Here is a 19,229-nt window from a genome sequence, read left to right on the forward strand (position 1 = left end):
GTGGGGGCGGATCACCCGGTACCCACACCCGGGGCTCTAGGCTCTCCGCATGGCCGCGACCAGTGAGCAGGGCACCGGGGGGTCCCGGCAGGCCGTCCTCTCGGACGGCGGCCTCGTGCTGTTCCGGGTCGCCGGGGTGCCGGTGCTGCTCGCGCCGTCCTGGTGGGTCGGCTCGCTGATCGTCGTCGTGCTCTACGCGCCGCTGGTCGGGCGGCTGCTCCCGGACGCCTCCACGGCGACGTCGTGGCTGCTCGCCGGCGCCTTCGCGCTGCTGCTCGGGCTGTCCGTGCTCGCCCACGAGCTCGGGCACTGCCTGGTCGCGCTGCGGCTGGGCATCCCGGTGCGGCGGCTGCGGCTGTTCCTCCTCGGCGGCCTGTCCGAAGTGGCCCGCACCCCCAAGCGCCCCGGCGACGAAGGCCTGGTCGCCGCGGCCGGGCCCGCCGTGTCGCTGCTGCTCGGCGGCTTCTGCGGCCTGCTGATGTTCGCCGTCCCGCCGGACGGCGCCGTGTGGCTGCTGGTCGCCGAGTGCGCGGTGGCGAACCTCGCCGTCGGCGCGTTCAACCTGCTGCCCGGGCTGCCGCTCGACGGCGGCAGGCTGGTCCGCGCCGGCGTCTGGGCGGCCACCGGCATCCGCGCCAAGGGCACCCGCGCCGCGGTCGCCGGCGGCGCCGTCGTGGCCGCGGGCCTGCTCGTCTGGGCCCTGTGGGGCCTGGCCACCGCCAGCCCGGACCGCTGGCTCCGGCTCGGCGTCTGCGTCGTGACGGCGTGGTTCGTCATCCTCGGCGCGCGCTCGGAGCTGGCCGCCGAAGCGCGCCGCACGTGGCCGGAGGGTCTCGTCCTCGGCGAGCTGGTCCGGCCGGTGCTGCAGCTGCCCGCGGAGAGCCCGGTGTCGGACGCGCTGGCCGCCTCGGCAGGCCGGGGCGTGGTCCTGGTCCGCGCCGACGGCGTCGCGGCCGGGCTGCTGGACACGGGCGCGGCCGAACGGCTGGCGAGCTCGTCGCCGCACGCGCCTGCCGAGCTGGCGGCCGAGCCGATCCGGGCCGAGACGGTGCTGCTGGCGTCGGAGCCGGGGGAGGACGTCGTCGAGCGGGTCCGCGAAACCGCCGCGTGGCAGTTCCTCGTGGTCGACGACGAGGGCCGGCCGGCGGGCGTGCTGCGCCGCGAAGACCTGCGTGCCGCGCTGAACCGCCGTACCCGCTGAGCCCCGCGCCCGCGTCGCCTGCGAAGATCTGGCGTCGGCCAAACGGGTTACAGCAGGAGGAAGTGTTGTCGGTCAGCGGACCGTTTCGCGCGGGTGATCGGGTGCAGTTGACCGACTCGAAGGGGCGGCACTACACCCTGACGCTGGCCGACGGTGGTGAGTACCACACCCACCGCGGCGCACTGGCCCACGACGACCTCATCGGCCGTCCCGAGGGGTCGGTCGTGACGTCCTCGGGCGGCTCGACGTACCTCGCGCTGCGCCCGCTGCTGCCGGACTACGTGCTGTCGATGCCCCGCGGCGCGCAGGTGATCTACCCGAAGGACGCGGCGCAGATCGTCATGTGGGGCGACATCTTCCCCGGCGCGCGCGTGCTGGAGGCGGGTGCCGGCTCGGGTGCACTGACGTGTTCGCTGCTGCGCGCGGTCGGCCCGGCCGGGCACGTGCACTCCTACGAGATCCGCGACGACCACGCCGAGCACGCCGAGCGCAACGTCGTGAAGTTCTTCGGCGAGAAGCCGGCCAACTGGTCGCTCACGGTCGCGGACCTGGCCTCGCACGAGGGCGAGGTCGACCGCGTCGTGCTGGACATGCTGGCGCCGTGGGACCAGCTGCCGAACGTGGCCGCCCACCTGGTGCCGGGCGGGGTGCTGACGGTCTACGTGGCGACGGTGACGCAGCTGTCGCGCGTCACCGAGTCGCTGCGCGAGCAGCAGTGCTGGACCGAGCCGGAGTCGTGGGAGACGCTGATGCGCCCGTGGCACGTGGTGGGCCTGGCGGTCCGCCCGGACCACCGGATGGTGGCGCACACGGCGTTCCTGCTCACCGCCCGGCGGCTGGCGGACGGCACGGTGTCCCCGCGCGTCTCGCGCCGGCCGAGCAAGGGCAAGGGCTGAGGCAGTGCCGCCGCGCCGCAAGGCCGGACTGGCGGTGGCTGCGGTCGTCGTGGCCGTCCTCGTGGTGCTGTGCGTGGGCTTCGCGCCGTCGTGGCTGGTCGGCCACGTACCCGGGCTGGGGGCGGCGGAGCGGTTGAAGGCCGTCAACGACGTCCGCGCGACTCTGCTGCAGGCGCTCGGTGGCCTTCTCGCCCTGGCCGGCGTCGGGCTGGGTGCGGTCCTCACGTCCCGGCAGCTGGTGCTCAACCGCGTGAGCCGGTCGATCGACCTGTTCACCAAGGCGATCGACCAGCTCAGCGCGGAGCGGGAACCGACCCGGCAGGGCGCCGTATACGCCCTGGAACAGCTGGCGGAGCTCGATCCCCGGTACCGCGGTCACGTCCACGCGCTGCTGGCTTCCTTCATCCGCGGCCGGGCACCGTGGCAGCCCGGGACGGCGCGTCGTGACGGCGGTCCGGCTGACGACGTCGCGGCCGCGCTCGCGGCGCTGGGCCGGGGCGGGATGATCGAACCGGGTGCGGCGTCCGAGCTGGAACGCGTTGACCTCCGGGGCGCCGACCTGACCGGCCTCGCGATCCCGCGGGTCTGCTTCGCGGGGGCCAACCTGGAAGGCGCGGTGCTGCGGAACGCGAACCTCGCCGACGCCACCCTGACCGGCGCGATCCTGCGGGACGCCGACCTACGCGGGGCCGACCTCACCGGCGCCGACCTGGCGGACGCGGACGTGACCGGGGTCCGCGCCGACGCTGCCACCCGCTGGCCCGGCGGCTTCACCCTGACCGGCTAGCCCGGCACGCACCAGCGGCCGTTCTCCTTGTGCAGCGGGAACGGCGTGTCCTTGACCCCGCCCGCCGCCTCGACGTGCACCTTTGCCGTCGCGGACTCGCCGCGTAGCTCCGGGGGTGCCAGCAGTTTCACCTTGACCGGGCCGGCCGCGTCCCACATCCGCTGCAGGCCCGCGAGCGCCTCGGCCGTCTGCGGGCGGCAGGTGAGCTTGCCGAACGCCGCCGAGTCGTGGCGGGCGATCGCGTCGACGATCGCGCCGGCCAGCACCGCCACCGCCGCCGTGTCGGCCTCGTCGGGGGCCGGCGGCACCGACGGGCGGGTCGACGGCGCCGGCGGGTCCGAGGCCGGGGGCGGCGAGCCGGCGGGCGCGACGAGCAGCAGCCCCAGCACCACGCCTGCCCCGGCCGCGCCGAGCAGGACCAGCCCGGCGGCGAGCGCGCGGTTCACCGCCGCGGGAGGGTCACGCGCCGTCCGCCTTGACGTTGGACAGACACCAGAGCCCGGATTCCTTCTGCGCCGACATCGTGCCGACCTTGGTCTTGGTGCCGTCGGTGGCCGAGTAGCGGACGGTGGCCTTGTCGCCGGACTCCGCCGCCGTGCCGGTCAGCTTGACCGTGACGTTGGGGATGTCGCCCGTGGTGCCGTCGTGGACGCTGCGGCAGATCGTGTCGTCGAGCGCCTTCTCGTCACTGGCGTTGTAGGCCGTGATGGTCGCGTCGAACAGCTCCTGGGCGCTGGGCTTACCGCCGGGGGCCGGGCCGCCCGCGGGCTTGCTCGTCTTCGACGTCGGGCTGGTCGGCGTGGTGCTCTTGGGCTTCGGGGTGGACGCCTTGGGGGCCGTCGTCGGGGCCGGCGCCGAGCTGCTGGTCGCGGGCGGCGCGGCGGCCTGCTGGTCGTCACCCTGGTTGGCGAGGACCACCGCGGTCACCCCGCCGCCGACCAGGACGACCGCGGCGGCCGCGATGCCGACGATCAGGCCGGTCTTCTTCTTGGGCGGGGGCGCCTCGCCGAAACCGCCGCCGTAGGAGTCGTAGCCGCCGAAGTTCTGGGGCGGCTGGCCCCACTGGTCCTGCTGGCCGTACTGGGGGTAGCCCTGCTGGGGCTGAGGGCCCGTCTGCGGCTGGTAACCGCCCTGGCCGGACTGGTCGTACCCGCCCGGCTGCCCGTACTGCTGGGTGCCGTCATAGCCGCCGGGCCGGCCGTACTGCTGGGTGCCGTCGTAGGGGCCGGGCTGCCCGAACTGCTGCGTGCCGCCGTAGCCGGGCTGGGCCTGCGGGCCGCTCTGGGGGTAGCCGCCCTGCTGCGGCTGGCCGTACGGCCCGGGCTGCTGCCCGTAGCCGCCGGGCTGCTGGCCGTAGCCGCCCGGTTGCTGCGGCGGGTAGGTCATGACGGGTTCCCCCTAGCGTTCTTCGAGTAGCGCCCGGCCGTCGCGGCCGGGTACAGCGTCGCCCGATGCTAGCCACCGGCCCGGCCCGCCGCGCGGTTAGGGCGGAACTGGCCGGAATTGCCCGGCTTGGGGGCCGCGGTTGGGGCCCCGGCGGCCGGGGTACTCCCGACGTGCTTGCTTCGTCCCGGCCCGGACGGACCCGCGACACACCGGCGCCACGGCACCGAAATGGCCGCTTGCGCTGCGGGAATGTCCGTGCTGGATGCGGCAGGCGAACCGCGACGCGCCGATCTTGTGATCCGGAAAGGCCTTTTCTTGTCGGTGATCGCCGGTACCGTGGAATGAAAAGCACTCCGAGGAGGTGCCCGATGCATCATGACCTTCCCGGAGGTCGGCGCGAGGAGGCCGACCCTTCAGCAACATCAGGAGCTGGGACGACGGCGGACGAGCAGGCTCGGCAGATCCGTTTTCTCGAGGAAGAAGTGGCGCTGCTGCGCCGCAAACTGACGGACTCGCCCCGGCAGAACCGCGTTCTCGAACAGCGGCTCGCCGAGGCCTCGGAAAGGGTGAGCCAGCTCACCGAACGCAACACCAAACTGGTCGAAACCCTGCGCGAAGCGCGAGGACAGCTCCTCGCCCTCCGCGAGGAGGTCGACCGGCTGGCCCAGCCACCGTCCGGCTACGGCGTCTTCGTCGAGGCGTACGAGGACAACACGGTGGACGTCTTCACGGCCGGCCGGAAGATGCGGGTGTCGGTTTCGCCCGCGGTCGAGCTCTCGTCGCTGCGCCGCGGTCAGGCGCTGCGGCTCAACGAGGCGCTCACCGTGGTCGAGGCCGGCGGCTTCGAACGCACCGGCGAGGTCTGCGCGTTGCGTGAGGTGCTCGCCGCCGACGTCGAGGGCGGCAGCCTTCGCGCGCTGGTGGTCGGGCACGCGGACGAGGAGCGGGTGGTCCTGCTCTCCGACCTGCTGGCCGAGCAGCCGCTCAAGCCGGGCGACTCGCTGCTGGTCGACTCCAAGGCCGGCTACGCGTACGAGCGCGTGCCGAAGGCGGAGGTCGAGGACCTGGTGCTGGAGGAGGTGCCCGACGTCCGCTACGAGGACATCGGTGGCCTCACCCGGCAGATCGAGCAGATCAGGGACGCGGTCGAGCTGCCGTTCCTGCACGCCGACCTGTACCAGGAGTACCAGCTGCGGCCGCCGAAGGGTGTCCTGCTCTACGGCCCGCCGGGCTGCGGCAAGACGCTCATCGCCAAGGCGGTGGCGAACTCGCTGGCCAAGAAGGTGGCGGCGGCGCGGGGCGAGAACGAGGACGGGAAGTCCTACTTCCTGAACATCAAGGGTCCCGAGCTGCTCAACAAGTTCGTCGGGGAGACCGAGCGGCACATCCGCCTGATCTTCCAGCGGGCGCGGGAGAAGGCCTCCGAGGGCACCCCGGTGATCGTGTTCTTCGACGAGATGGACTCGATCTTCCGGACCCGTGGGTCGGGCGTGTCGTCCGACGTCGAGACCACGATCGTGCCGCAGCTGCTGTCGGAGATCGACGGTGTCGAGGGCCTGGAGAACGTCATCGTCATCGGCGCCTCCAACCGCGAGGACATGATCGACCCGGCGATCCTGCGGCCGGGCCGGCTCGACGTCAAGATCAAGATCGAGCGTCCGGACGCCGAAGGCGCGAAGGACATCTTCTCCAAGTACCTGGCCGAAGGCCTGCCGATCCACGCCGACGACCTCGCCGAGTTCGGCGGCGACGCCAAGGCGACGTTCGACGCGATGATCCAGCACACCGTCGAGCGGATGTACGAGGAGAGCGACGAGAACCGGTTCCTCGAGGTGACCTACGCCAACGGGGACAAGGAAGTCCTGTACTTCCGCGACTTCAACTCGGGCGCGATGATCCAGAACATCGTGGACCGGGCGAAGAAGTCGGCGATCAAGTCGGTGCTGGAGACCAAGCAGCCGGGTCTCCGCGTGCAGCACCTGCTCGACGCGATCGTCGACGAGTTCGCGGAGAACGAGGACCTGCCCAACACCACCAACCCGGACGACTGGGCCCGGATCTCCGGCAAGAAGGGCGAGCGGATCGTCTACATCCGCACGCTCGTCACCGGCAAGAACCAGGACTCGGGGCGGGCGATCGACACCGCCACGAACACCGGTCAGTACCTGTAGTTGCGAAGCGCGATGGGCGGCTGCCGCGGCAGCCGCCCATCGGCGTGTCTAGCTGCGGACGAGTTCGGGTTCGGTCTTGCGCCGCCGCAACCGTCCGTGGGCCGCGAGGATCCCCAGTACCACGAGCAGGGCCCCGGCCGGCTGGTTCCAGCTCACCGGTTCGCCCAGCACGAGCACCCCGAGCAGCACGCCCACCACCGGCGTCAGGTACGTCACCGCCGAGGCGTTGGCCGCACCCCAGGCGGCGATGATCCGGGTGTTCCAGGCGTAGGCGATGCCGGTGCCGAAGACGCCGAGCGCGATCATGCTCGCCACCACCGGCAGGTCGAGGCGCGCCGGCGTCGCCGCGACCGCCGGGGCCAGCAGGGTCAGCAGCACCGTCGCCGACGCCGTCTGGCCGAAGGCCACGACCACCGGGTCCGTCCCACGAGGTGAGACGAACCGGCGCAGGTACACGAAACACGCGCCGTAGCACGTCGTCGCGCCGAGGCAGGCGAGCTGGGCGGTCAGCTGGTGGGACACGTCGATGCCGTGCCACACGCCGACGATGGTGAGCACGCCGGCGAACCCGAGCAGCAGGCCGAGCACCCGCGGCGGGGTGAACCGTTCCGCCGGCAGCGCCGCGGCCGCCAGCAGCATCGTGACCAGCGGCGTCGTCGCGTTGAAGATACTGGCCAAACCGGACGAAATGTACTGTTCCGCCCACGAGAACAGCAGGAACGGCACCACGCACAGCAGCACCGACACGACCGCGAGGTGCCCCCACAGCACCGGATCGCGGGGGAGCGGCCGCCGGCGCGCCAGCAGGATGACGCCCAGCGCAAGGGCGCCCAGCGCGACGCGGGCGAGCGCGACCTGGCCGGGGGAGAGCCCGCCCAGGCCCACCTTGATGAACAGGAAACTCGCACCCCACACGATCGCCAGCAGCGCGAACCGCACCGTGACCCCGAAATCCGTCCGTCGCATGGCCGCAGTCAATCCGCCGCACCGGCCGCGAAGCCAGTGCTTTTCGGACGCTGCGCCGGGTATGACCGCCTATACCGTCGGCAGCAGCGCTTCGGTCAGCCGGCGCCAGTGCGGCATGGCCGAGGTGCCCGGCTCGACGCCGATGACCTGAACACCGACGTGGTCGGCGCCCGCCTCCAGGTGCCGCCCCAGCTTCGCGGTGATCGTCTCGAGGTCGCCCCAGTACACGAGGTCGTCGACGATGCGGTCGCCGGCGCCGCTGATCTCTTCTTCGGTGTAACCGAGCCGGCGGAACTTCGCGATGTTGTACGGCGTGGTGAGGTACACGTGCAGGTGCTTGCGGGCGATCTCGCGGGCCTGGGCCGCGTCCGTCTCGAACAGCACCGCGTGCTCGACGCCGAGGAACGGTTCCGCGCCGAGGATCTCCCGCGCCTGCGCCGTGTGCTCCGGGGTCACGTGGTAGGTGTGCGCGCCCGCCGAACGGTCGCGGGCCAGCTCCAGCATCTTCGGGCCGTACGCGGCGAGGATCCGGCGGATCGGGGCGCGCGGTGCCGGGTTGGTCTTGGGGTCGGCGTCCAGCTCGTCGAGGTAGTCGTTCATCGCCTGAAGCGGCTTCGCGCCCGGCTTCCCGGCGCCGAAGCCCAGGCCCAGCAGGTGGCGGTCGGGGTAGGCGTCGGCCAGGAGCAGGGCCGCGCCGCGGGTCCACCGCGCCTCGCGGGACCAGATCTGCGCGATGCCGTTGACGACGGTGAGGCGTTCGGTGGCGGACAGCAGGAACCCGGCGTGCGTCAGGGCTTCCCGGCCCACGGTCTCCGGGATCCAGATCGCCGGCCAGCCGAGTTCTTCCAGTTCCTGCACCGAATCGCGGATCAGGGTCGCCGGCTGGTCCTCGAAGTCGAACGTCCAGATCCCGTAGCGGCCGAGCCGCATGTTCTCGATCGTACCCATGAATCGAAGTATCGCAGATTTACGATACGACTCGCCAGTGTGGTGGGCGAGCCGGGGGGGGTCAGAGGGAGTGGCCGAGCGCCGCGACGAACTCGGCGATCCGGGCCTCGTCGCGCTTGTAGTGCGTCCACTTCCCGACGCGCGTCGCCTGGACCAGCCCGGCCCGCTGCAGCACCGCCATGTAGGCCGACACGGTCGACTGCGCCAGCCCCAGCTTCTCCTGGATGTGGCTCACGCACACGCCCACTTCGACCGGATCGGCGATCGCCCGCTCGACCGGGCTCTGCCTGTTCGAGAAGTGCCGCTCCGGCTCCCGCAGCCACTGCAGCACCTGCAGCCGGACGGGGTTCGCGAGCGCCTTGAACACGTCGAGCAGCTGCTCGACGTCGGCCTGGGATCCGGTGCGCATCGTCATGGTGTCGCTCCCAGTATATCGGCGTATAACGACCTATACTCACCGGCGTGACCGAAGAATCCCGGCCCCGCGCGCCCATCACCGAAGCCGACGTCCTGGCCTGGCTCGAGACGACGGCCGCCGCCGTCGAAGCGGGGGAGGTGAGCGCCCAGGAGCTCATCGACATGCTCGGCGAGCTGCGCCGCGCGTCGGCGGCCTGCGCCGACGCGTCGGACTGGCTGCTGCTCGCGGCCCGGGAGGGCGGCGCCAGCCTGCGTCAGATCGCCCCCGTCTTCGGCAAGGGCTACGTCCGGGCGCCGGCGGCACGCCTCGAGAAGCTGCACCGCCAAGCCCAGACGGCGGGGCAGTGGCTGGCCATCCTGCGGCACAAGCAGACCGCATGAGTTTCCTAAGTCAACCCTTCCACTGTGTTGATCTTGGTGGTGGTGTGGTGGATGGCAGGGTCGTAGCAGGTTCTGTCGCGCCAGCAGGCCCAGATGACGCGCAGCCAGGCGCGGGCCAGGATCCGCACCGCGTGGGGGTGGCGTTTGCCTCGGGAACGCGCGTTGTTGTAGATCGTGGCGGCCCAGTCGCTGTCGTGCCGGCTGTTGTCGGCGAAGGTCATCAGGGCTTGCCGGGCTCGGCGGTTGACCGCGTGCCGGAAGTTGACCTGGCGGTGTTTCCCGGATTCCTTGGTGACCGGTGCCGCACCGGTCTCGGCGGCCAGTTGCGCGCAGCCGTTGGCGCGTTCGAGCATGGGGCCGATCTCACCGATGACTTGACCGAGGTTGACGGAGCCGATCCGGGGCAGTCCGGCGATCAGTTCGGCCCAGGGATGCGTCTTGACTGCCTCGGCGATGGCGGCATCCAGTTCGCGGATGGTGACACGCAGGGACCGCACCAGCTGCACTTGGACACCGACCAGCCGGGTGATCACAGTCCGGCCCAGCCGGGAGGCCGCCGCGGGGGCGGTGCGCAGCCGCTCGATCAGCGCACTGCCGGGTCGTTTGCCGGAGTAGCCGTGGCGTTTGCAGAACGCTTCCAGCCGGCCGGCGGTCAAGCGGGCCGCGTCCGCGGGCGTGGGGTAGCGGTCCAGGAAGGCCAGGGCGATGTCACTGTCCAGGCTTGCGAACACGGCTTTCCCGCCGGGCCAGTGCTCATCCAGCAGCGCAGCGAGCTGGTTGACCGCCGCGACGCGCGCTTCGACGTGGTCGGCGCGTTGCCGGGTCAGCGCTTGCAGCTCCAGTGTCTCGGGCAGCGTGGGTGTCAAGGTCCGCAGCTGGTGGCCGTCGGTGCGCAGGTAGTCCGCGAGTTTGAACGAGTCGCCGGGGTCGCTTTTGGCCCGGGCTGCGCCCCAGCGGGGCCGGACGGCGTTGAAGGCGTTGGGGTGTATGGGAATCACGGGGTGCCCAGCAGCCAGCAGCCGGTCCACGACCAGTCCCCGGGTGGTCTCGATCGCTACTGGCAGCCCGGCCGGATCGCCGTGGCGGCGCAGCCTGGCCAGGGTGCCGGCAATTCCGGTTTCGGCGTGGGCCAGCGCCCATCGGTCGGTCCTCGTCCCGGCCTGGTCGATCACGGTCACATCGTGCGAGCCGCTGGCCCAGTCCCATCCCGCGAACACGCGCGCGGTGCTCCTTCTCTGACGGTGAAGGACCCGCTCGGTGGTGAGGACGCTGTCCGGAAGCTCATTAATCGGCCCTCGGCCAGGTCGGGGCATGTTCCTAAGGCCGGTAAAGCGGCCTCGGCCCGGCGGGGCTGGCAGTACTCATGCTGGCCGTCAAGCGGCACGCACGCTAGGCCATGCACCCACCGGGACCGAGTGGTCACAACCCTATCGGTTCGGGCTGCAGAAGGGATGGTGGCCTAATGAGCACGCGGATCGCGCTGGGGCTCGCGGCGCTGGGCCGCCCCGCGTACATCAACCTGGGCAGCGAAGGGGCGTTGCCGGCGGTGCGGGACGTCGCCTCGATGCGCGCGGCGACGTTCGCGGTGCTCGACGACGCATATGCCGCGGGTATCCGGCACGTCGACGTCGCCCGCTCCTACGGGCGTTCCGAGGAGTTCCTGGCCGGCTGGCTCGCCGAGCGCGGCCACCGGGGGATCGAGATCTCCAGCAAGTGGGGCTACGCCTACGTCGGACAGTGGCGGCTCGACGCCGACGTGCACGAGGTGAAGGAGCATTCGGCGGCGCGGTTCGCGACGCAGTGGGCGGAAACCCTGGCGCTGCTGGGGGATCGGGTCGGGCTCTACCAGGTGCATTCGCTCACTGTGGACAGTCCGCTGTTCGCCGACGAGCCGTTGCTCGAAGCGCTCGCGGAGCTGGCGGCGAACGGGGTCGCGGTCGGGTTTTCCACGTCCGGGCCGGCTCAGGCGGCCGCGATCGAGCGGGCGTTCGCGCTGGAAGCGGGCGGGCGGCCGGTGTTCTCGGCGGTGCAGTCGACGTGGAACGTCCTGGAGCCGTCCGCGGGCCCGGCGCTGGCCACGGCGCACGCGGCCGGTAAGCGGGTGCTGGTCAAGGAAACCCTGGCCAACGGCAGGCTGGCGGTCGAGGCGCCGGCCATCGTGCGCGAGATCGCGGCCGCGCACGGGACCGGGCCGGACGCGGTCGCGGTGGCCGCGGTGCTGGCCAACGACTGGGTGGACCGGGCGGTCATCGGCCCGGCGAGCCCGGCGCAGCTGGCGGCGAACCTGCGGGGTGCCACGCTTTCGCTGAGCACGGAGGAGGAGGCCGCACTCGCGGGCCTGGCGGAGAATCCGGAGCAGTACTGGCGACACCGGTCCTCGTTGCGGTGGGACTGAGGCGCTGCACTACTCTGCGCAGGCACAAGCGGACGTTGGGAGGCCGGAACTCGTGCGTCATCGGCAGGCGATCGCGGTGGCCGCGGTCGCGTTGGTCGGCCTCACCGGCTGCGACGGGCCCGACCCGAACAACCTCGAGACGTACTACGACGATCCGGTGACCACGTCGGCGCCGGTCCCGGCGCCCACGCAGGTGCGGGTGAGCCAGGCCCAGGCCGCGCCGGTGAAACCGCCGGTTCCCGAGCTCGGGCCGCTCGCGGAGCGGGCGCTGCTGACCGACGCCGATGTCGCGGAGGAAGGCGTCGAGCGGGTTTCCGGCGAGGCTTCGGGGTGCCTGGCGGACGGGCCGTCGGCGGGCAGCCGGACGGCGACCTGGCGCTACCCCGGCGCGTCGCTGCTGAGTCACCGTGTCCTCGCGTTCCCGGACTCCTCGGCCGCCCAGGCCGTCGCGGAGAACGAGTGCCCGGGCAAGACCGTGAGCTTGCCCGTCCAGCCCGGCGTCGAACGGCAGCAGGCCTGGCGCGACGGCAAGACCTGCACCGTGCTGCTGGCGAAGGGAAGCCTGGTGTCCGAGCTGACGGTCTCGGCGAGCACGGAGGCCCGGGCGGTGGAGGCGGCGAAGCGCCTGCTGCCCGCGATGACGGCGAAGCTGACCGCTCAGCCGTAGCGGCGGAACCATTCCCGGACGCCTTCGCGGCCGTCGGGGATGAAGGGCAGCTGCGGGGCCGGGTCGTCGACCCACGCGCGCAGCTCGTCGAGGGGGATCCAGCGGCCTTCGACGACTTCTTCGGCCTGGTGGGTGATCGGGCCGTCCCAGCGGACCTCGAAGGCGAAGTTGTGGCAGCGGTTGCGGCCGTCGTCGTAGACCTTGGTGAACAGGGGCACGGGTTCCACGCCTTGGACGCCGAGTTCTTCGGCGAGTTCGCGGCGGGCGCACTCGGCCGGCGTCTCGCCCGCGGCCACCATGCCGCCGGCCCAGCAGTCCCAGGTGGAGGGGAACACGTCCTTCCCGGGGGTGCGGAGGTGCACGTAGACCGCGGTTCCGTCACCCGAACGGACCAGGACGACGCCGGCGGCGTGCCACAGCGCGCCGGCGCGGACCCGCGCGCGGGTCGTGCTGCCGACGACGGCGCCGGCCTGGTCATAGAGGGCAACGAGTTCGTCACTGCCTGGCATGGGTGCATCGTTCCACTAGGGCGACCCCGTAGGGTGGGGACATGCGGCGGATCATGGGAACCGAAGTCGAGTACGGCATCTCCGTGCCGGGCGACGCGACGGCGAACCCGGTACTCACCTCGACCCAGGTCGTGCTGGCCTACGCGGCGGCGGCGGACATCCCGCGCGCCCGGCGGGCGCGGTGGGACTACGAGGTGGAGAGCCCGCTGCGGGACGCGCGCGGGTTCGACCTGACCGGCCCGGGCGGGCCGGGGCACGACCCCGACGTCGAGGACCTGGGCGCGGCGAACGTCATCCTGACCAACGGGGCGCGGCTGTACGTCGACCACGCGCACCCGGAGTACTCGGCGCCCGAGGTGACGAACGCGCGCGACGCGGTCATCTGGGACAAGGCGGGCGAGCGGGTGATGGAGGAGGCGGCGATGAAGGCCGCGTCCGTGCCGGGCCAGCCGCAGCTGCAGCTGTACAAGAACAACGTCGACGGCAAGGGCGCGAGCTACGGCACGCACGAGAACTACCTGATGGCGCGGTCGACGCCGTTCACCGCGGTGATCGCCGGGCTGACGCCGTTCTTCGTGTCGCGGCAGGTCGTCACCGGCTCGGGCCGGGTCGGGATCGGCCAGCAGAGTGAAGAGGCCGGGTTCCAGCTCTCCCAGCGTGCGGACTACATCGAGGTCGAGGTCGGCCTGGAGACCACGCTCAAGCGCGGGATCATCAACACCCGCGACGAGCCGCACGCGGACGCGGACAAGTACCGCAGGCTGCACGTCATCATCGGCGACGCGAACATGTCGGAGTACTCGACGTACCTGAAGGTCGGGACGACGGCGCTGGTGCTCGACCTGATCGAGTCGGGCATCCGGTTCGACGACCTGAAGCTGGACGAACCGGTCAAGGCGGTGCACCAGATCAGCCACGACCCGACGCTGAAGAAGCAGGTCGCGCTGGCCAACGGCAAGAAGTACACCGGGCTGGACCTGCAGTTCGCCTACCACGAGATCGCTTCGCAGAACCTCGAGCGCACGGGCGCGGACGAGGCGTCGAAGGAGGTCCTGCGGGTCTGGGGCGAGGTGCTGGACGCGCTGGCGCGCGACCCGCAGGAGTGCGCCGACCGGCTGGACTGGCCGGCGAAGCTGCGGCTGCTGGAGGGCTACCGGCAGCGGGACAACCTGGCCTGGGGCGCGCCCCGGCTGCGGCTGGTCGACCTGCAGTATTCCGACGTCCGGCTGGCGAAGGGCCTGTACAACCGGCTGGTGACGCGCGGGTCGATGAAGCGGCTGGTGACCGAGGAAGAGGTGCAGGCCGCGGTGACGACGCCGCCGTCGGACACCCGGGCCTACTTCCGCGGCCGGGCGCTGGAGAAGTACGCGACCTCGATCGCGGCGGCTTCGTGGGATTCGGTCATCTTCGACGTGGGCAAGGAGTCGCTGGTGCGGATCCCGACCCTCGAGCCGCTGCGGGGGACGAAGGCGCACGTCGGCAAGTTGCTGGACAACGCGGCGACGGCGGAGGAGCTGGTGGAGGCGCTCACCGGTTCGGACTAGGCGGTTGGCACACCGATCGCGGCGTAGCCCCGAATGTCGGGGTCGCTGGGTAGGCTAGGAAACATCAGCCACACCGGGAGGCGAGATGGCCCAGGAAAAGATCGAAAAGCACGGCGGTGGTGACTCCGACGAGGAGTTCGAGGACACCGGCGCGGCGGGTCAGGAGCGGCGCGAGAAGCTCGGCGAGGACGTGGACACGATCCTCGACGAGATCGACGACGTGCTCGAGGAGAACGCCGAGGACTTCGTCCGGGCCTACGTCCAGAAGGGCGGCGAGTAGCCGCCCCGGGCACCGCGCCCCCGCCGACCGTTCAGCAGGCGGCCGGGGCTCCGCGTGACGGCTGGCCGCACGCGGGGCTCCGGCCCGCACAGATGGGATTTTTGAGCACGTATGGACAACACCAGGGGCATCTCGGGTCCCGCCCTGCCTGCGGCGTACTTCTCCTCGGCGACGTCGTCGTTTTCGGACTTCCTGCGCGTGCAGGCGCCGGAGCTGCTGCCCGAGCGGCGCGTGGCGCCGGGCGCGGCCGAGCTGGGCATCCCGCACGGGACGACGATCGTCGCGTGCACGTTCGCCGGCGGTGTGCTGATCGCGGGTGACCGGCGGGCGACGTCGGGGAACCTGATCGCGAGCCGCGACATCGAGAAGGTGCACGTCACCGACGAGTACTCGGCGGTCGGCATCGCGGGCACGGCGGGGCTGGCCGTGGAGATGGTGCGGCTGTACGCGGTCGAGCTGGCGCACTACGAGAAGATCGAGGGTGTTTCGCTGTCGCTGGACGGCAAGACGAACAAGCTGGCCGGCATGGTCAAGGCCAACCTCGAGATGGCGATGGCCGGGCTGGCGGCGATCCCGTTGTTCGTGGGCTACGACCTGGAGGCCGAGGACGCCAAGCACGCCGGCCGGATCGTGTCGTACGACGCCGCGGGCGGCCGCTACGAGGAGCACGGCGGCTACTCGAGCATCGGCTCGGGCTCCCTGTTCGCGAAGTCGGCGCTGAAGAAGCTGCACGACCCGGACGCCGACGTCGAGGGCGCGGTGCGGGTCGCGGTCGAGGCCCTGTACGACGCGGCGGACGACGACACGGCCTCGGGTGGCCCGGACCTGGTGCGCCGGATCTTCCCGAGCGTGGTGACGATCACGGCGGAGCGCGGCGCGGTCCAGCTGTCGGAGTCGGAGACCGCGGCGGTGGCCGAGGCCGTGGTGGCGGGCCGGATCGAGCGCCAGCAGCGCCGGCTGTCCTGACGCGGGGCTGGGACCAGTGAACGTAGGAACACCGAAAGACCTGGAGCGCACACCGTGACGATGCCGTTGTATGCCTCTCCCGAGCAGCTGATGCGGGAGCGTTCCGAGCTGGCGCGCAAGGGCATCGCGCGCGGCCGGAGCGTGGTGGTGCTGAAGTACTCGGGTGGCGTGCTGTTCGTGGCGGAGAACCCGTCGGCGACGTTGCACAAGGTTTCCGAGATCTACGACCGCATCGGTTTCGCCGCGGTCGGGCGCTACAGCGAGTTCGAGAACCTGCGCGTGGCGGGCATCCGCCACGCGGACCTCAAGGGCTACCAGTACGACAGGCGTGACGTGAGCGCCCGCGCGCTGGCGAACGCGTACGCGGCGACGCTGGGCAGCATCTTCACCGAGCAGCTGAAGCCGTTCGAGGTGGAGGTGTGCGTCGCGGAGGTCGGCGCGAGCTCGGCGGAGGACCAGCTGTACCGCCTGACGTACGACGGTTCGATCTTCGACGAGCCGCAGTACGTGGTGATGGGCGGCCAGAACGAGAAGATCGCGGCCAAGCTGAAGGAGACGTTCGAGGACGGCCTGGACCTCCAGGCGGCCCTGGGCGTGGCGGTGGCGGCCCTGAGGGCACCGAGCCAGCCGGCCCCGGCCACGTCATCGGGCTCGTCGTCGTCCTCGTCGGCGAGCGCGTCCTCGAACGGCAACGGCGACGCGGACCCGATCAAGCTGGAGGTGGCGGTCCTGGACCGCGACCGCCCCCGCCGAGCATTCCGCAGGCTGACGGGAGCAGCACTGGACACCCTGCTGCCGGTCCCGGACCCCCAGGGCGAGGAGCCCGAGAGCAAGCCGGAAGCGGAGTAGAAAGCAGAACAGAAGCGGGGCGCGGCCAACACAAGGCCACGCCCCGCTTCTGCGTGCGGGAACCACACCCCGGCAGAACTGACTCAGGAAGCCGCGGGAGGCGTCCGGAACGTCTGATCGGCAAAGGCCAGCAGATACGGCAGAGTCGCCCGCGCGGTGTGCCAGGTGTGGTTGAACCCCCGCTCGGCATGCACGACAGCCTCCTGCCCCCGAGCATGCAGCGCATCCGCGATCCGCCGGGCCGTCGCGACGTCGGTCGGCGCCCCGGTCCCCACCGTCAGCATCACCGAGATCGGCGCCGCGAACTTCATCGTCGGCAGGTACCGCCGCGGCGTGTTGGCCGCGATGGCCGCCTGGTTGCCGTCGAGGATCCCGACCGAGTCGTTGAGGTCGTCGTACGGGAGGGCGATCAGCAGCGTGGCGAACTCGTCGACGTGGTGCAGCCCGATGTTGAGCGCCCCGAAACCCCCGCCCGACATGCCGCCCAGCGCCCGGTGGGTGCGGTCGGCCAGGGTCCGGTACCGCTGGTCGATCGCCGGCACCACGGTCCCGGCCAGGTAGCTCTCCAGCTGCGGGCCGCCGGGCACGTTCAGGCACTCCCAGTCCGTGCTCGGGTTGCCGGCGGTCATGTCGACGCTGACCACGATCATCGGCGCGATCACGTTCGCCTGCTGCAGCGCGAGCAGCGACCCCGGCGCGTCGCCGGAGGTGAGCCAGTCCCGGGGACCGCCGAAGGGGTAGCCGTGGATGAGGTAGACGACCGGGTAGCGGCGGCCCGGGTCGGTGTCGTACCCGGGCGGCAGGATGACGTAGTTGCTCCCCGGCGGAATCCCGTGGGCCGGGTCGGCGAGGGTGACGACGTCGATCCGCTGCCCGGCGGTGACCGTGCCGAGATGCGCAGCGGACGGCGAGGAGGCCGAGGAAGACGACGGCTCCGGCGCCTCCTTGCCGTCGTCGAGCAGGCGGCCGGCGAAGTTGACGACGCCGGGGCCGCGCTGCAGGAGGCGGGCCAGGTCGTCGGAGGTGCGGACGTACCCGACGTAGCTGTTCAGCGCGGTGACCGCCGCCAGCAGCAGGAGCACGCCGAACGCCGTGAAGCCCCAGCGCCGGACGCGGCGGCGGTACCACAGCGCGACCACGAAGGCCAGGACGGCGACGGCGGCCGAGCCGAACCCGAGCCAGATCAGCGGTGACTCGAGCGGGCCCAGGTCGCGGGCGCGCGCGGTGACGTCACCCGGCAGCACCGGGTCGGTCGCAGCCCGGTGGATGACGCTCGCCAGGCCGTGCCCGTCCATCGAATCCCCGCTCGTCCCCTGGTGCGGGCACGAGCGCCCGCCACTCGGTCGCGAAGCTAGCCGCGGGTCGCTGTGGGTTCGTTGAGAGAAGGTAAAGCAACCTTTTACGGACGGTAGATCGTGAGGGCGCTGGGCCGCGACCGGAAGCGGAACCGGTTGCCGAGCGGGCCGACCTCGCCGTCGGTGGCGACGCGGCGGTTGCCGTCGAGCAGCTCGACCTCCAGCTCGGGCAGGTCGAGCTCCTGGTAGACGTGGCTGGCGGCGAGGCTGCGGGTGATCATCGCGAGCAGGAACCGGGCCCGCGAATAGGGCAGGTCGGCCCGCAGGTAGCGGATGTCGAGCAGGCCGGTGTCCAGTGCGGGCCGCCGGCTCGGGGCGAACCCCTTCGGCGCGTACGTGCCGTTGCCGACGAACAGCAGCCAGACCTGGGTGCGCTTGCCGTTGAGCCGGACGGTCAGCGGCTTGGCGTTCCGCAGCGTCCTGGCCAGCGCGATCGCCGCCGACGGCCACTTCGGGTGCTTTTCCTGCAGCTTCTCGCGCAGCCGCACCATCTCGGGGTAGCCGCCGAGGCTGGCGGTGTTGACGAACCAGCGGTGGTCCGCGCCGCCGGGGCCGTCGATCCGGACCTCGCCCAGGTCGATGCCGACGGCGTTGCCGACCTCGGTCGCCGCGTCGGCGTCGGGCATGGCACGCACGCCGACGTCGCGGGCGAAGTGGTTGAGCGTGCCCGCCGGGATCAGGGCGAGCGGCAGGTCGTGCTCGGCGGCGATGGAGGCCACCGCGGCGACCGTGCCGTCCCCGCCCGCGACGCCCAGGGCGCGGACCGTGCCGCGGGCGTCGATCTCGGCCTCGAGCTGGGCGCGGAGGTCCTGCTTGGGGTCCGGGTAGATCAGCGCCGCCTTGGGCCAGGCGAAGCGGACGTCGTCGGTCGGGTCGTGGGTCGCCACGCCGGAGCTGGGGTTGACGACGACGAGCATGTCCTCGCCGTCGACCATCTCGGGCGCGTCGGCGTCGTGGGCCGTGCGGGCCGGGACGTCGTCGTGCAGCGGCCACCAGTGCCGGGTGGCCAGGCCGACGCCGACACCGATGCTCAGCCCGACGCCGACGTCGGAGGGCCAGTGCACGCCGGTGTGGACCCGCGAGTAGGCCACGGCCAGCGCCAGCGGGGCGACGGCGAGCCCGGCGCGGGGCGACTCCATCGCCACGGCCGTGGCGAAGGCTGCCGCGGACGCCGAGTGCCCGGAGGGGAACGACGAGGACGTGGGCCGTTTCCGCAGGCGGCGGTGCATGGGCACCTCCTCCTCGGCGGGGCGGCGGCGGGGGAACAGCGGCTTGCCGACGAGGTTCGCGGCGGCGCTGGCCCCGGCGATCGCGACGACCCCGCGCAGCGCGGCGCGGCGGGTCTCGCCCTGGCGGGTGGCCAGCAGCGCGGCGACGCCCCACCACAGCCGGGACTTGTTCGCCGACCTCGACAGCGCCATCAGCGCGTCGTCGGCCCGGGAGGCGGGCAGCGAGGCGCTGCGCCGCATCAGGGCGCGGTCGGTCCGGCCGACCCGCCGGAAGGCCCGGAT

20 protein-coding genes are annotated in these 19,229 nt (G+C 72.0%); 11 read left to right on the forward strand and 9 right to left on the reverse strand.

Annotated elements, in window-relative coordinates; genetic code table 11:
* Positions 1-49 precede the first annotated feature (49 nt).
* From BLW76_RS24835 to BLW76_RS24845, 3 genes are all read left to right on the forward strand, one after another.
* Positions 50-1,201 (forward strand): site-2 protease family protein, encoded by a 1,152-nt coding sequence (locus BLW76_RS24835; RefSeq protein ID WP_091311447.1) that lies wholly within the window; start codon positions 50-52, stop codon positions 1,199-1,201.
* Between the two features lie 65 nt (positions 1,202-1,266).
* The gene (locus tag BLW76_RS24840) at positions 1,267-2,097 is read left to right on the forward strand and encodes a tRNA (adenine-N1)-methyltransferase (protein WP_091311449.1); all 831 of its coding nucleotides are present in this window, start codon (positions 1,267-1,269) and stop codon (positions 2,095-2,097) included.
* 4 nt (positions 2,098-2,101) lie between these two features.
* Positions 2,102-2,884: a pentapeptide repeat-containing protein gene (locus tag BLW76_RS24845; RefSeq protein WP_091311450.1), complete on the forward strand. Its 783-nt coding sequence runs from the start codon at positions 2,102-2,104 to the stop codon at positions 2,882-2,884.
* Here BLW76_RS24845 and BLW76_RS24850 read toward each other — a convergent pair.
* Both BLW76_RS24850 and BLW76_RS24855 read right to left on the reverse strand, forming a co-directional pair.
* Positions 2,881-3,330, reverse strand: a complete 450-nt coding sequence (locus BLW76_RS24850; RefSeq protein ID WP_091311452.1) for a hypothetical protein — start codon at positions 3,328-3,330, stop codon at positions 2,881-2,883. The two genes, BLW76_RS24845 and BLW76_RS24850, sit on opposite strands and share 4 nt — an antisense overlap.
* A gap of 13 nt (positions 3,331-3,343) precedes the next feature.
* Positions 3,344-4,270: a flagellar basal body-associated FliL family protein gene (locus BLW76_RS24855; protein ID WP_091311453.1), complete on the reverse strand. Its 927-nt coding sequence runs from the start codon at positions 4,268-4,270 to the stop codon at positions 3,344-3,346.
* Positions 4,271-4,638: 368 nt separating this feature from the next.
* Here BLW76_RS24855 and arc point away from each other — a divergent pair, with 368 nt between their 5' ends.
* On the forward strand, positions 4,639-6,441 hold the full coding sequence (gene arc / locus BLW76_RS24860; protein WP_091311455.1) for a proteasome ATPase: 1,803 nt from the start codon (positions 4,639-4,641) through the stop codon (positions 6,439-6,441).
* A gap of 48 nt (positions 6,442-6,489) precedes the next feature.
* On the opposite strand, the gene BLW76_RS24865 is transcribed toward arc, so the two are convergent.
* From BLW76_RS24865 to BLW76_RS24875, 3 genes are all read right to left on the reverse strand, one after another.
* Positions 6,490-7,407 (reverse strand): DMT family transporter, encoded by a 918-nt coding sequence (locus BLW76_RS24865; RefSeq protein ID WP_091311457.1) that lies wholly within the window; start codon positions 7,405-7,407, stop codon positions 6,490-6,492.
* Positions 7,408-7,476: 69 nt separating this feature from the next.
* Positions 7,477-8,355, reverse strand: a complete 879-nt coding sequence (locus tag BLW76_RS24870) for a TIGR03620 family F420-dependent LLM class oxidoreductase (protein ID WP_091311458.1) — start codon at positions 8,353-8,355, stop codon at positions 7,477-7,479.
* 61 nt (positions 8,356-8,416) lie between these two features.
* Positions 8,417-8,770, reverse strand: a complete 354-nt coding sequence (locus BLW76_RS24875) for an ArsR/SmtB family transcription factor (protein ID WP_091311460.1) — start codon at positions 8,768-8,770, stop codon at positions 8,417-8,419.
* A 47-nt stretch (positions 8,771-8,817) separates the two neighbouring features.
* Here BLW76_RS24875 and BLW76_RS24880 point away from each other — a divergent pair, with 47 nt between their 5' ends.
* Positions 8,818-9,153, forward strand: coding sequence for a hypothetical protein (locus tag BLW76_RS24880; RefSeq protein ID WP_091311461.1), 336 nt, complete (start codon positions 8,818-8,820; stop codon positions 9,151-9,153).
* 5 nt (positions 9,154-9,158) lie between these two features.
* Here BLW76_RS24880 and BLW76_RS24885 read toward each other — a convergent pair whose 3' ends face one another.
* Positions 9,159-10,370, reverse strand: coding sequence for an IS110 family RNA-guided transposase (locus tag BLW76_RS24885; RefSeq protein ID WP_091303863.1), 1,212 nt, complete (start codon positions 10,368-10,370; stop codon positions 9,159-9,161).
* A gap of 245 nt (positions 10,371-10,615) precedes the next feature.
* Here BLW76_RS24885 and BLW76_RS24890 point away from each other — a divergent pair, with 245 nt between their 5' ends.
* Both BLW76_RS24890 and BLW76_RS24895 read left to right on the forward strand, forming a co-directional pair.
* The gene (locus tag BLW76_RS24890; RefSeq protein ID WP_091311463.1) at positions 10,616-11,548 is read left to right on the forward strand and encodes an aldo/keto reductase; all 933 of its coding nucleotides are present in this window, start codon (positions 10,616-10,618) and stop codon (positions 11,546-11,548) included.
* Between the two features lie 52 nt (positions 11,549-11,600).
* Positions 11,601-12,215 (forward strand): hypothetical protein, encoded by a 615-nt coding sequence (locus BLW76_RS24895; protein ID WP_167384723.1) that lies wholly within the window; start codon positions 11,601-11,603, stop codon positions 12,213-12,215.
* On the opposite strand, the gene BLW76_RS24900 is transcribed toward BLW76_RS24895, so the two are convergent.
* Positions 12,206-12,724: an NUDIX domain-containing protein gene (locus BLW76_RS24900; protein WP_091311465.1), complete on the reverse strand. Its 519-nt coding sequence runs from the start codon at positions 12,722-12,724 to the stop codon at positions 12,206-12,208. The genes BLW76_RS24895 and BLW76_RS24900 overlap by 10 nt on opposite strands.
* A 41-nt stretch (positions 12,725-12,765) precedes the next feature.
* Between BLW76_RS24900 and dop the strand changes: the two genes are divergently transcribed.
* The 4 genes from dop to prcA all read left to right on the forward strand — a co-directional run bounded on the left by dop (position 12,766) and on the right by prcA (position 16,363).
* A complete protein-coding gene (dop, locus tag BLW76_RS24905) occupies positions 12,766-14,268 on the forward strand; it encodes a depupylase/deamidase Dop (protein ID WP_091311466.1) in 1,503 nt (500 codons plus the stop codon).
* An 85-nt stretch (positions 14,269-14,353) separates the two neighbouring features.
* Positions 14,354-14,548, forward strand: coding sequence for a ubiquitin-like protein Pup (locus BLW76_RS24910; protein ID WP_003075646.1), 195 nt, complete (start codon positions 14,354-14,356; stop codon positions 14,546-14,548).
* 111 nt (positions 14,549-14,659) lie between these two features.
* A complete protein-coding gene (gene prcB / locus BLW76_RS24915) occupies positions 14,660-15,514 on the forward strand; it encodes a proteasome subunit beta (RefSeq protein ID WP_091311468.1) in 855 nt (284 codons plus the stop codon).
* Positions 15,515-15,568: 54 nt separating this feature from the next.
* Complete coding sequence (gene prcA / locus BLW76_RS24920) at positions 15,569-16,363, forward strand: proteasome subunit alpha (protein ID WP_091311469.1); 795 nt, start codon at positions 15,569-15,571, stop codon at positions 16,361-16,363.
* 83 nt (positions 16,364-16,446) lie between these two features.
* Here the strand turns inward: prcA and BLW76_RS24925 are convergent, their stop codons facing one another.
* Both BLW76_RS24925 and BLW76_RS24930 read right to left on the reverse strand, forming a co-directional pair.
* Entirely contained in the window at positions 16,447-17,658 is a 1,212-nt protein-coding gene (locus BLW76_RS24925; RefSeq protein WP_091311471.1) for an alpha/beta hydrolase, read from the reverse strand.
* Between the two features lie 104 nt (positions 17,659-17,762).
* The gene (locus BLW76_RS24930) at positions 17,763-19,187 is read right to left on the reverse strand and encodes a bifunctional phosphatase PAP2/diacylglycerol kinase family protein (protein WP_425266057.1); all 1,425 of its coding nucleotides are present in this window, start codon (positions 19,185-19,187) and stop codon (positions 17,763-17,765) included.
* Positions 19,188-19,229: the final 42 nt, after the last annotated feature.

The sequence above is a fragment of the Amycolatopsis tolypomycina genome (genome assembly GCF_900105945.1).
GTDB lineage: Bacteria > Actinomycetota > Actinomycetes > Mycobacteriales > Pseudonocardiaceae > Amycolatopsis > Amycolatopsis tolypomycina.